Origin of the sequence: Serratia sp. 14-2641, from assembly GCF_001692375.1 — a bacterium.
GTDB lineage: Bacteria > Pseudomonadota > Gammaproteobacteria > Enterobacterales > Enterobacteriaceae > Chania > Chania fonticola_C.
Genome location: NZ_LXKR01000022.1, coordinates 20,049 through 32,518 on the forward strand (window position 1 = coordinate 20,049; position 12,470 = coordinate 32,518).

The window sequence follows — 12,470 nt, forward strand, 5'->3', positions numbered from 1 at the left end:
TCATGACAGCGTGTCCTGTGGTTGTTTTTCGGTTAAGGCCAGCAGGGCGTCGAGGGTATGTCCGAGATCGCCATTGTTATCCAGCAGGTGGCAGCCAATCGGTAGGGTCTGCTGATAGTCAGCCGCCCGCGCCAGCCGTTGCTCGATCTGTATCGCGTTTTCCCGCCCGCGCTGTTCCAGCCTTTTACGCAACACCGGTGGGGATACCTGTAAGCAGACCGGCAGCAGTTGGGCACCGTAGCGTTGTAGCGCCTGTGGCAGATGAGCGCGGGATCCGTTGACCACCACGTCGATCCCTTGCAATAACCACAGATCGACCTCGATACCAAAGGCGTAATGATGTTCGTGCGCCTGCCAGTCCAGGGCGAATAATCCTTTGGCGCGGCGGCGCAGAAACTCCTGTTCGCTCAGGGCGATATGGTTCTCGCAGCCAGCATTGGCCGGGCGGGTGATGTAACGGTGCGCCACCAGCGGCCCGGCACCGGTGGCTGCCCGTAACCGTTCGAGCAGGCTGTCCTTGCCTGCTCCGGACGGGCCCATCAGGTAGATGAGATAGGCCATCAGAACACCTGCTTGCCCTGGCGCCAGACGTTTTGCACGTAGATATGCTCGCCGTGCGGCCTGGCTAATACCAGATCGGCGCGCAACCCCTCGGCGATCAGGCCACGATCCTTCAAGCCCAACGCCCGTGCAGGGTTGCGGGTGATCAGTTGTACCGCCTGCGGCAGGCTGAACGCGTTGCGATCGTCGTTTGCCAGACGAAACGCCGCATCCAACAGGCTGGCAGGGTAATAATCGGAAGAGAGGATATCCAGCACGCCAAGGGCCGCTAGATGATGTGCCGCAACGTTGCCGGAGTGTGAGCCCCCGCGCACGATATTCGGCGCGCCCATCAGCACCTGCAAACCTTGCTGATGTGAGGCCCGGGCTGCCGCTTCGGTGGTCGGGAATTCGGCAATCACACTGCCCAGCGCACTGGATTCGCTGACGTGTTCGGCGGTGGCGTCGTCGTGGCTGGCCAGGGCGATATTGCGTGCCCGGCAGTGGGCGGCGATCGCCTCGCGGTTCGGTGTTGCCCAGCGTTCGGACAGACCCATCTGCTCCACCTCAAACTCGCTCATCTGCTGGTCATTGAGGTGATATTTTCCCTGGTAGTATTCACGGTATTTCTCACGGGAAGCGAACTGTCGCTGGCCTGGTGAATGGTCCATCAGCGACACCAAGGACACGCCCGGTTTATCCATCAGCTGTTCGAACAGCGGCAGGGTGCTGCTATGGGGCAGCTCGCAGCGCAGGTGGAGCCGGTGTTCGGCCCGGTTCACTCCGGCTCGCTGGCTGTAGATCACCGCGTCGATCATTTTTTGCAGGTTTTCCAGCCGGTGCCCACCGTCGCGCACGTCACCGATCGCCACCGCATCCAGCACCGTGGTGATGCCGTTGGCGACCATCAGCGCGTCGTGGCTGCTCATGGCCGAATGCGCTGGCCAGTCCACGTTGGGGCGCGGAGTGAAAAACTTGTCCAGATTGTCGGTATGCAGTTCAATCAACCCAGGCAGCAACCAGCCGCCTTCGCCATCCAGCGCCTGCGGTAGCTGGCTTGGGGTATCGGCAAAGCTGCGGATCACGCCATCGGTCATTTCCAGTGAACCTGCAACGATCTGGTGTTCCAGCACCAGCTTGACGTTATTGATAATCATGGCGTCTCCAGAACCTGTGGGGCCTGCATGGTATGTAAACGGTCTGCCACCTGCTGACGGGTGCCTTCGTCGTGGAAAATACCGACGATGGCTGCGCCACGCTGTTTGGCCTGTTCGATCAGGTTCACCACCGCCGCGCTGTTGCGACTGTCGAGGGAGGCGGTAGGCTCGTCAAGCAGCAGGATGGGGTAATCCTTGATAAAGCCACGGGCGATATTCACCCGCTGTTGCTCACCACCGGAGAAGGTCGAAGGGGCCAATTGCCAGAGGCGCTGTGGCACGTTGAGCTGGCTGAGTAGGGCTTCGGCGCGTTCACGGCATTCGCTACGCTCAACGCCGGATTCCAGCAGCGGCTGCATCACCACTTCCAGCGCGCTGATGCGGGGTATCACCCGTAGAAACTGGCTGACCCATCCTATGGTGTGGCGGCGCACCGCCAGGATCTGACGAGCCTCGGCCTGAACCAGCTCCAGCCAGTCGTTTTGGTGATGGATCCAGATTTTGCCGCTGTCTGGCAGATAGTTGGCATACAGCGAGCGCAGCAGGGTGGATTTCCCGCTGCCGGAGTGGCCATGCAGCACCACGCATTCGCCGCTGCTGACGGTCAGGTTGGCATCCTGCAAAACCGGCAGGCGGGTGCCGTGCTGTTGGTGCAGGACAAAGGTTTTACTCAGGTGTTCAACCCGGATTTTAATTGTCATTATCTCACCTACGTTACGACAGAACCGAAGAGACTAGCAGTTGGGTGTACGGATGGTGCGGGTCGTCCAGTACCCGATCGGTCAGACCGCTTTCCACCACTTCACCTTCCTTCATCACCAGCAAACGGTGGGCCAGCAGACGTGCAACCCCCAGATCGTGAGTGACGATCACCGCCGCCAGCTGCATTTCCACCACCAGATTGCGCAGCAGATCCAACAGGCGCGCCTGCACGGAAACGTCCAGCCCGCCGGTCGGCTCATCCATAAACACCAGCTTGGGATGGGTCACCAGATTGCGGGCGATCTGCAAGCGCTGCTGCATACCGCCGGAGAAGGTGGTGGGCAGATCATCCAGACGAGAAACCGGGATCTCCACGTCTTCCAGCCATTGTCTGGCCTGCTGGCGAATATCACCGTAATGGCGCTGGCCGATCGCCATCAGGCGCTCACCGATGTTGCCACCAGCAGACACCTGTGGCCGCAGACCATCGAGCGGATGCTGATGGACCACTCCCCAGTCGGTGCGCAGCAGGCGGCGGCGATCGCTTTCTGCCATCGCGTACAGATCCTGCTGTTGTCCCGGTTGTGGGCGGTAAAGGATCTGCCCCTGTTGCGGGGCCAGCCGGGCGGAGATCGACTTGAGCAGCGTGGTTTTACCCGAGCCGGATTCGCCGACGATGCCCAGCACTTCACCGGGATAAATATCGAATGACACGTTGCTGAAACCCTTGCCCGGCGCGTAAAGGTGGGTGAGGTTGTCGACCGTCAGCAACGGCGTGGCACTCAATGGAGCGGAAGTCATCAGTGCGATACCTCTTGGTTGAGTTGTTGCTGGCAGAAATCGGTGTCTGAGCAGACGAACATTCGGCTGCCCTGGTCGTCGAGTACCACCTCATCCAGATAGCTGTGGCGTGAACCGCATAGAGCGCAAGGTTCTACCCACTGCTGCACGCTGAACGGATGGTCGTCAAAGTCCAGGCTTTCCACCTTGGTAAACGGCGGCAGGGCGTAAATGCGTTTTTCACGCCCGGCCCCGAACAACTGCAATGCGGGCATCATGTGCATCTTCGGGTTATCGAATTTTGGGATCGGCGAAGGGTCCATCACATAGCGATCGTTAACCTTCACCGGATAGGCATAGGTGGTGGCAATATGGCCGTAGCGGGCGATATCTTCATACAGCTTCACCTGCATCACGCCGTACTCTTCCAGCGCGTGCATCTTGCGCGTCTCGGTCTCACGCGGTTCGATAAAGCGCAGTGGCTCGGGGATGGGCACCTGATAAATCAGGATTTGATCCGCCTGTAAGGGTGTTTCCGGAATACGGTGGCGGGTCTGGATCAGCGTGGCTTCTGGCGTGCGCTCGGTGGTAGCAACCCCGGCTACGCGCTGGAAGAAACGGCGGATAGAGACCGCGTTGGTGGTGTCGTCGGCACCCTGGTCGATAACCTTCAGCACGTCGGCACGGCCAATGATGCTGGCGGTGATCTGGATGCCACCGGTGCCCCAACCATAAGGCATCGGCATCTCACGGCCACCAAACGGCACCTGATAACCGGGGATCGCCACTGCCTTGAGGATGGCGCGGCGGATCATGCGCTTGGTTTGTTCATCCAGATAACCGAGGTTATAGCCGGTCAATACTTCACTCATGGCGGTTCTCCTGAAGAGCGGCAAATTCCTGCTGCAGGCGTTTGAGCAGCTCCAGTTCAGCCTGGAAATCGACGTAGTGCGGCAGCTTGAGGTGGGAGACAAAACCGGCGGCCTCCACGTTATCGGCATGCGCCAGCACAAACTCTTCGTCCTGCGCCGGGCCTGCCACGGCTTCGCCGTACTCGGCGGTTTGCAGGGCGCGATCCACCAGCGCCATCGCCATGGCTTTACGTTCCGAGCGGCCAAACACCAGCCCATAGCCACGGGTGAAGTGCGGTGGGCGGTCCTGCGGGTCGACAAAACCGTTCACCATCTCGCACTCAGTCAGCAGGATCTCGCCGATATCGACGGCGAAACCCAACTCTTCCGGCACGATCTCCACGGTAACGTAACCGCTGCGGATCTCTCCAGCAAACGGATGGTTACGGCCATAGCCGCGCTGGGTGGAGTAGCTCAATGCCAACAGAAAGCCCTCATCGCCACGCACCAGTTGCTGTAAGCGCGCCGAGCGGGAGCAGGGATAGACCGGCGGGTTGCGGGTAATATCGTCCGGGGTGCTGCCGTCATCTTCTTCTGCCCGCGCCAACCGTTGCTGATTAAGCAGGTCGAACACGTGGGCACAGCGCTCTGGTAGCGGCTCATCGGCCTGTGATGCCGGAGGTGTTTTACCGTTGGCCAACAGCGCAAAATCCAGCAGGCGGTGGGTATAGTCGTAGGTCGGGCCGAGCACCTGGCCGCCAGGCAAGTCTTTGTAAACCGCTGATATGCGCCGCTCAAGCCGCATGTTCTCGCTAGCCAGCGGTTCGCTGACGGCCAGGCGCGGCAGGGTGGTACGATAGGCGCGCAGTAGGAAAATAGCCTCTACCAGATCGCCGCTGGCCTGTTTGATGGCCAGTGCAGCCAGTTGGCGATCGTAAATACCGCCCTCCGTCATTACCCGGTCAACCGCCAGGCCAAGCTGTTCACCGATTTGCTCTACACTGAGCGCTGGGACAGTTTCGTCACCCCGGCGCAGATTTTCCTGTAATTGATGGGCAGCCTCGATGGCCTTTTCGCCCCCTTTCACCGCAACGTACATCAGCACTCCTCCACGCGGGTGGTTCTTGGCAGCGCCATCAGGCGCTCACCGCAGGTCAAGATAATGTCCAGGCTCAGCGGGAAGCGCTGAGGCCGTTCGAGTAGATAAGCCCGTAGTGCAGCTGGCAACGGCGGGGAAATTTCCCGTTGTTTTTCAATGCCGGGGCCGGAAAGGCGCAGTGTGTGGCTGCCTGCCAATGCGTCAATTTGCACTACCAACGTGGCACCGAACTCCGGTGAGACTTCACTGCCGTGGGGTAAAGCGCTCAGCTCGGCAGGCCGTAACTGGTCATCCCATACCGCCAGATGGATATCTTCCTGCCGGGTAGCCAGCGGAGCACCGGTATGAAAACGGATGTTAGTTAGCACTTGCTCACTTTTAAGCTCGGCACAGAGCTGAAGTGGGGTTTCCTGATCCGCCAGCGTCAGTATCACGGCGGTGCTGGCGGCGTTCAGCGCACCCCATGTCGGGCAGCCAGGCAGTTCAACAATCACGCCAGGTTCACTCAACGCCTTTAAAATCAAACGGAAAGCAGACTGGGATTGCTCAATCGGCTGGTCAAAGCCGGCTAATAACGTCATGGTTTAATCCCCTCGCACCAGCGTAAAGAAGTCTACCCGGCTGGCAGCTACGGCACGGGCGCGCAGTTGGCGCTGCTCCTGTTGCAGTGCGGCCAGGGGCTCGATCAGTTGAAGCTGTAGCAATTCATGGTTGGCGGGTTGTTGTAGCAAGGCGTCGATCAGCGCACAGAGTTCGGCATGTTCTTTGTCACGCCCGGTTACGTAGCTGTAGCCTTGGGCACCGTTTTCCAACTGCACCACGGCGCGGGTTATGGTCATATCGCCCAACACAAAGCGGCGGCCGGTCGCTCCCATCCGTCCTAGCAGCTGTGTCAGGCCAATCTCAGGGGCGCGCAGGCGCTGGTAGCTTGGGTTGAGGTTCAGCGCCTGCCAGTGGCTGCGCAACTGGGCGGGTTGGCTATGTGCCAGGACCGACATCCAGCGTTGTCTCTGCTGTAAGGATTGCATTCAGTGCTCCATCGTCAGTTCGATCATGTCGGCGCGCGCTAGGCTGACGGAGTATTCCGCCACCAAATCGCTGCCGATACAGGTATTTAGGGTGCGTACGCATAGCAAGGGGGCATGGGTGGCGATCTCCAGCAGGCGGCTCTCTTTGGCCTGGGCACGTCGTGCGCTGATGCGGGTTTGGCGGCGGGTCAGCGGCTGGTGGATCTGCTGTTGGATAAACTCATGCAGCGAGCCGCTGTGGAACTGTTGCAGTGCGGGCCACCAGTCCAGATCGGGCAGATAGTGGTCGATCACGCTGAGAGGAACGCCGTTCACCCGGCGCAGGGTGCGTAAGTGGATAATAGTTTCCCCCTCTTCACGGTTGAGCGCGCTGGCGATATGCCCATTGCACGGGCGTAAAACAGCAAGTAAGCGCTCACTGGTGGGATGGCTGCCCTGCTCGAACAGGTTCTGGCTGAAGCGGGTGTTGGCGTGCAGCGGATAGTTATACGGGCGTAGCAGCACCAGAATGCCGATGCCGTGGCGGCGCTGCAGCCAACCGCGTTCTACCAGCTCGTCTACGGCGCGGCGCAGCGTGTGGCGATTGACCTCAAAACGCTCGGCAAGCTGTTGTTCTGATGGCAGATAATCTCCACAGCGATATTGGCTGCACAGTTCCTGCTCCAACTGGGCGGCGATCTGTTGATATCGGGTGGGATAACTGGTCGGATGTCTAGATAAGTGCGTCATAGCTAATACCTCGGCACTTCGGTTGGGGGAGAAAGCGAAAAAGCGGCGATAGCATTCATGATCGGCACTCGGTAACAAAGTTGGGCTAATGTTGCCGGGGGCAGATGACAATCAGGTGACGTGCAGGTGGCGAACTGATGAACTATTTGGGACAGGGAGATGATGTCTTAGATTGATGTAAAGAGTGGGGGTTGGCTCGCTGGGTTGAGTGAAAAAACACCAAGAAGGCTTATTTTGTTGTCACAAACGTGCTAACTCGGGAACGCATTTTTTGAATTTCTTTATTCACTCAATCTATTGGCCGCGGAACAAGTTGATGGTGAGATTGAACTTGCCGTTGAGTTGCTGCTAGAAAACCCAGAAATGGGGAGGGCCACAAGCTTAGCAAGCTTTGTTAGCGACCAATTATTCAATAATAAAAATATATGATTAAAAAAAATTCATTCATGGAATCCATTTGTAAATCTATAAGTATACTGTTGGGCTTTCTAGTATTATACACGGAGTGGATTATTACTATGGAACTTCGATTTTTTAAAGTCGCTTAATTTAAATGGAGATTTAAATGGCCACAACTATTTATGCAGATATTCAAGGTGAAAAGCAAGGGCATATTTCCGCAGGCTGTTCATCAGTACCCTCCATTGGAAATAGAAGTCAAAAAGGGCATGAAGACCAAGCTTTTATCTATTCTTTTGATCATGACCTTACAAGAGAGCAAAACGTCTGTCATCATCCAATTGTAATAAACAAGCCTATTGACAAGTCATCGCCTCTTTTGGGAGTTGCATTAGATGGAAATGAAAGGCTTCAAATTATAATTTATATGCACCGAATAGATTCAACTGGAAGGATTGAAAAATTTTATACTATAAAGCTTAAGGATGCATATATTGTTAGCATTAGTCAGCACTGTCCAAACTCACTATTACAGAGTGATGTTCAGCCTTATGAAATCATATCCATAGCATATAAAAGTATTGACTGGACTCATGTAGCGGGCACGTCAGGATACAGCATATGGGATGAGCGCGTATTCTAGTTATTGAAGGCCGTTTAAAACGGCCTTTTTATGTATACTTATCTGGAATATACTTCCAAGATAAATAGAAGACCACAATAATTGATATTATTAATAATCTCCCACTATATTCTGGTATAAATGCCAAATACAGCAAATACAATAAAACAACGACAGCAGTTGGAAGGAAATTAAAAAATACAGTAAATATAATTAGTTTGACGTATTTTAAAACGAAATTAATCATGATTTTTATTATTTCTAATATTTCGATGATCATAAGTCAATTACCCCTTCTAAAATTTCAATTTTTTCTTCAAGCGTGGCGTTATGTTTACCTTTAAGCTTCATTATTAACGCTGTTATAATTGGATCTACATATATATATAGCATCTCAATTCTATTATTATATAGTATATTATAATAGCGAGGTTCAAGCGTTCTTAGTTTTCTTGCGGCCATAGCAGCTCTTTGAACTTGCCCATAAAATGCAACACCCGTTAAAGCCCATGGCCCTTTCTTATATGTTTGTTTCCTGATTGAGGCTAAAATCTCAGGCGATCCAGATAAAGATTTACCTATTGTATAAGCAATGGCTTTCTTAGTTAGCACTCCAGAAGTAAACGCAGCAAATAATCTACTTGTTCCTCTTGTTCTTGATTTAGCTTCTCTTTGGGTTCTATCCTCATCATCTAAAACAAATTCAATATATAAAATCAGCATATGCAGAAGAATATCTCTCTTTCCAAATAACTCCAAAATACCATAAAAATAACGTTCGTCTTCTATTTTAATTTCTTGACAAACATCTTCATATTTATCAATGAAACATGATGTTCGCCAGGAAAGCCTTTCAAATCCATCATATATTGCCTCGGTTGTATCAATTGCTTTCTCATAGACACCCTCAACACCTTTATCAAGGGATAATGCCATTTTTCTTTCAGCCTGCATGTGTTGTCTAAGAAAATAACTATAGTCCATTAAATAAGCTCCTTTTATTTATACGACATTTGGTACTAAAGAACATTATATCTCTAATGCATTCGTCAAAGCTAGCCCTATGAAAAAATGAGCTTATAGTTTGATATGCATGCGTAATATCTAAGTTTCATTCACATGATGTATTTTTTAGTTTGAATTTATTAATTATTTATATGTCATTGGCAAACCAAAATTTCAGTCCTCTAAATTGAGGCTCTTTGTCTGCCTAAAATGTCGCCTTGTATGGTTTACTTGCTCACATCCTTTGTTGATCATTTTGTTCCAGGCCATCCCCCAAAAATTAACATCTGGTTTCGCTCGCAACTGACCAGCGCACAATATGTCGTGTATCGGGCTGGCCGTCTTCCTCTTCCCTTCCCCGTTCTGTGCAGCTGGGCGCAGGATTACCGAAATATCTACTAACTCCAGAGGTAGCCGTATTGCTGAGCTACTTTGACGATCTAACTCGGCGCATGTACTTTGATACTCTATGGAACACCGGCGCAAGATTGAATGCAGCACTTGCACTAAGACCAAGGGGTTTTGAGCTGGAGCCATCGCGAAAATACCCGCAGCCGGTTGTGGCTATTAGGACACTGAAACAGCATCACATCGAAGCCAGTCGTAAATCCGGACGGACATCAACATTAACGCAGCTTATGCACCACTTGATTAGCGCTACCGCGCCAGATCAGCGCCGGGTCTTTTAAATCCTGCACAAACTTGCCGTCTATCAACACGTTAATCCGATCGACGATCTGCATCTGCTCGCTATTCAGTTCATCCAGCTTATAGCCTGTCCACAGCCAGATATCTTTGCCGGGGCATTCGGCGTGTACTCGCTTGACCAACTGCAATACGGCGGCGACGTTGGCCGGGTGCAGCGGATCGCCACCGGACAGCGACAACCCTTGGCGTGGAATACGCGTGTCGTTGAGATCGGAAATGATTTGGTCTTCCATCTGCTGGGTAAACGGCAGGCCGGAGTTCAACCGCCAGGTGCTTTTGTTATAACAACCGGGGCATTGGTGCACGCAGCCTGCGACAAACAGCGTGCAGCGGGTGCCGGGGCCGTTGACCACGTCGATAGGATAATACTGGTGAAAATTCATAGTATTGCGTTCTTTTATATTGCCCCTCACCCCAACCCTCTCCCACGGGGAGAGGGCGCTGGCCCGGTATTCTGCTCAGGTGCAGAAGTTACTCTGCAACATTGTTACCAAGGGCGAGTGCAGTAATTAAGTTGTGGCACATTCAGTCCCCTCTCCCTGTGGGAGAAGGAGCAGGTACGGTGCGGCAGTCAGGTATGGAAGTCACCTGTGACGTATTTGGCCCCATCCTCTCACTTGTTACCAATGGCGAGTGCAGTAATCAAGTTGTGGCACATTCGGTCCCCTCTCCCTGTGGGAGAGGGTTAGGGTGAGGGGTCATTCGCTATAGTTAGCCGATCTGCCCATTGCCCAGGTGTTTCACCCGGCGTTTCACCTCTTCCTGCTTACCGGCGTTGAATGGCCGGGCATCCGGGCTGCCCAGATAACCACACACGCGGCGGGTCACCGACACTTTTGCCGAATCATGGTTGCCACATTTCGGGCAGGTGAAGCCCTTGCTGGTGCAGGAGAACTCACCGGTGTAGCCACACTCGTAGCATTCATCGATCGGCGTGTTGGTGCCGTAATAAGGCACGCGGGTGTAGCTGTAATCCCACACGTCTTCCAGCGCCTTCAGGTTGTGCTGCAGGTTTGGGTATTCGCCGTAACAGATGAAACCGCCGTTGGCCAAAGGTGGATACGGTGCCTCGAAGTCCAGCTTGTCGTACGGGTTAACCTTTTTCTCCACGTCGAGGTGGAAACTGTTGGTGTAATAACCCTTGTCTGTCACCCCAGCGACGACGCCAAACTCGCTGGTATCCAGGCGGCAGAAGCGATCGCACAGGTTCTCACTTGGTGTGCTGTATAGGCTGAAGCCGTAGCCGGTTTCTTCTTTCCAGCTTTCGGTGGCGTTTTTCAGGCGCTCAACGATGGCGATAGCTTTGGCGCGCAGTTTCTCGTCGTCGTACACGTGTTTTTCTGCGCCAAACAGTGCGTTGATGGTTTCATGCACGCCGATGTAGCCCAGCGAAATCGAGGCGCGGCCGTTCTTGAAGATCTCCGCGATATTGTCGTCGGCCTTCAACCTTACGCCGCAGGCTCCTTCCATATACAGGATCGGTGCCACGCGGGCCTTGATGCCTTCCAGGCGGGCAATGCGGGTCATCAGGGCTTTCTTGGCCAGCAGTAGACGCTCATCCAGCAACTGCCAGAAGCGCTCTTCGTTACCCTGAGCTTCCAGAGCAATACGCGGCAGGTTCAGGCTGATCACGCCGATATTGTTGCGGCCATCGTGGATCTGCTCGCCGTTCTCTTCATAGGTGCCAAGGAAGCTGCGGCAACCCATCGGCGTTTTAAACGAACCGGTGACCTTGACCACCTGATCGTAATTGAGAATGTCCGGATACATGCGTTTGCTGGCACATTCCAACGCCAGCTGTTTGATGTCGTAGTTGGCGTCACCAAATTTGTGATTCAGGCCGTCGCGGATAGCGAAGACCAGTTTCGGGAACACGGCGGTTTTACGGTTTTTACCCAGCCCGGCGATACGATTTTTCAGGATCGACTGCTGGATCATGCGCGATTCCCAACTGGTGCCCAGGCCGAAACCGAAGGTGACAAACGGCGTCTGGCCGTTGGCGGTGTGCAGGGTATTGACTTCGTATTCCAGAGACTGGAAGGCGTCGTAGCACTCTTTCTCGGTGCGGGTCATCGCATAGCCAGCCACGTCCGGGATCTGCCACTGCTGCGCTACCTGCTGATGCTTGCGGAAGCTCTCGGTAACGAAGGGGGCCAGGATCTCATCGATGCGGTTGATGGTGGTGCCGCCATAAATATGGCTGGCGACCTGGGCGATGATCTGCGCGGTCACGGCGGTGGCGGTGGAAATTGACTTCGGCGGCTCGATCTCGGCGTTACCCATCTTGAAGCCGTTGGTCAGCATGCCTTTCAGATCGATCAGCATACAGTTGAACATCGGGAAGAACGGTGAGTAGTCGAGATCGTGATAGTGGATTTCGCCGCGCTCATGCGCCAACACCACGTCGCGCGGCAGGATATGCTGTTTGGCGTAGTGCTTGGCAACGATACCGGCCAGCAGATCGCGCTGGGTAGGGATCACCTTGCTGTCTTTATTGGCGTTCTCATTGAGCAGCGCGACGTTGCTTTGTTCCACCAGACCACGAATTTCCTGATTCAACCGCCCGCGCAGCTCACGCGAGACGTCACGATCGTGGCGATATTCGATGTAGGTACGTGCCAGTTGCTTATACGGGCCAGACATCAGCTGGTTTTCTACCGCCTGCTGGATTTCGTGGATGTCGACACGCGGTCGGTTTTCCATCTGTTGAGCGACCACGCGGGCGACGGTAGCACAGTAGTCGGCATCGACAACTTCAGCGGCCAAAGCGGCCCGCTCGATGGCCTGCTTGATCAGCATCTCGTCAAAAGATACCTGGCAACCGTCCCGTTTAATCACTACTGGTTTCAC

General features: G+C 54.2%; 13 protein-coding genes and 1 pseudogene. 2 read left to right on the plus strand and 12 right to left on the minus strand.

All coding sequences use genetic code 11. The features are described 5' to 3' along the window. Genes phnN through phnF form a run of 9 tightly spaced genes read right to left on the minus strand, consistent with a single transcriptional unit; the run spans position 1 to position 6,886 of the window. Positions 1–561, minus strand: coding sequence for a ribose 1,5-bisphosphokinase (gene phnN / locus A6U95_RS09460; RefSeq protein ID WP_024529446.1), 561 nt, complete (start codon positions 559–561; stop codon positions 1–3). Then, positions 561–1,697 (minus strand): alpha-D-ribose 1-methylphosphonate 5-triphosphate diphosphatase, encoded by a 1,137-nt coding sequence (phnM, locus tag A6U95_RS09465; RefSeq protein ID WP_065684282.1) that lies wholly within the window; start codon positions 1,695–1,697, stop codon positions 561–563. Before phnM ends, phnN begins: the two co-directional genes overlap by 1 nt. After that, positions 1,694–2,398, minus strand: coding sequence for a phosphonate C-P lyase system protein PhnL (phnL, locus tag A6U95_RS09470; protein ID WP_065684283.1), 705 nt, complete (start codon positions 2,396–2,398; stop codon positions 1,694–1,696). The genes phnM and phnL overlap by 4 nt, the downstream gene beginning before the upstream one ends. Before the next feature lie 13 nt (positions 2,399–2,411). Next, positions 2,412–3,200 (minus strand): phosphonate C-P lyase system protein PhnK, encoded by a 789-nt coding sequence (phnK, locus tag A6U95_RS09475; protein ID WP_065684284.1) that lies wholly within the window; start codon positions 3,198–3,200, stop codon positions 2,412–2,414. Further along, on the minus strand, positions 3,200–4,051 hold the full coding sequence (locus A6U95_RS09480; protein WP_065684285.1) for an alpha-D-ribose 1-methylphosphonate 5-phosphate C-P-lyase PhnJ: 852 nt from the start codon (positions 4,049–4,051) through the stop codon (positions 3,200–3,202). The genes phnK and A6U95_RS09480 overlap by 1 nt, the downstream gene beginning before the upstream one ends. After that, positions 4,044–5,129 (minus strand): carbon-phosphorus lyase complex subunit PhnI, encoded by a 1,086-nt coding sequence (locus A6U95_RS09485; protein ID WP_065684286.1) that lies wholly within the window; start codon positions 5,127–5,129, stop codon positions 4,044–4,046. The genes A6U95_RS09480 and A6U95_RS09485 overlap by 8 nt, the downstream gene beginning before the upstream one ends. Then, positions 5,129–5,710, minus strand: a complete 582-nt coding sequence (gene phnH, locus A6U95_RS09490) for a phosphonate C-P lyase system protein PhnH (protein ID WP_065684287.1) — start codon at positions 5,708–5,710, stop codon at positions 5,129–5,131. The genes A6U95_RS09485 and phnH overlap by 1 nt, the downstream gene beginning before the upstream one ends. Positions 5,711–5,713: 3 nt before the next feature. Further along, positions 5,714–6,157, minus strand: coding sequence for a phosphonate C-P lyase system protein PhnG (gene phnG / locus A6U95_RS09495; RefSeq protein ID WP_065684288.1), 444 nt, complete (start codon positions 6,155–6,157; stop codon positions 5,714–5,716). Further along, positions 6,158–6,886, minus strand: coding sequence for a phosphonate metabolism transcriptional regulator PhnF (gene phnF / locus A6U95_RS09500; RefSeq protein WP_059199562.1), 729 nt, complete (start codon positions 6,884–6,886; stop codon positions 6,158–6,160). 565 nt (positions 6,887–7,451) lie between these two features. Between phnF and A6U95_RS29680 the strand changes: the two genes are divergently transcribed. Further along, positions 7,452–7,928, plus strand: a complete 477-nt coding sequence (locus tag A6U95_RS29680; RefSeq protein ID WP_074423331.1) for an Hcp family type VI secretion system effector — start codon at positions 7,452–7,454, stop codon at positions 7,926–7,928. A gap of 255 nt (positions 7,929–8,183) precedes the next feature. On the opposite strand, the gene A6U95_RS09510 is transcribed toward A6U95_RS29680, so the two are convergent. After that, complete coding sequence (locus A6U95_RS09510) at positions 8,184–8,891, minus strand: hypothetical protein (RefSeq protein WP_065684290.1); 708 nt, start codon at positions 8,889–8,891, stop codon at positions 8,184–8,186. A gap of 338 nt (positions 8,892–9,229) precedes the next feature. Between A6U95_RS09510 and A6U95_RS31440 the strand changes: the two are divergent. Continuing rightward, positions 9,230–9,538 (plus strand): annotated as a pseudogene (locus A6U95_RS31440) (hypothetical protein); the annotation flags it as partial. Here A6U95_RS31440 and nrdG read toward each other — a convergent pair. Both nrdG and nrdD read right to left on the minus strand, forming a co-directional pair. Next, the gene (gene nrdG, locus A6U95_RS09515; protein ID WP_065684291.1) at positions 9,539–10,003 is read right to left on the minus strand and encodes an anaerobic ribonucleoside-triphosphate reductase-activating protein; all 465 of its coding nucleotides are present in this window, start codon (positions 10,001–10,003) and stop codon (positions 9,539–9,541) included. It abuts the pseudogene before it with no gap. 328 nt (positions 10,004–10,331) lie between these two features. Then, positions 10,332–12,470: an anaerobic ribonucleoside-triphosphate reductase gene (gene nrdD / locus A6U95_RS09520; RefSeq protein WP_065684292.1), complete on the minus strand. Its 2,139-nt coding sequence runs from the start codon at positions 12,468–12,470 to the stop codon at positions 10,332–10,334.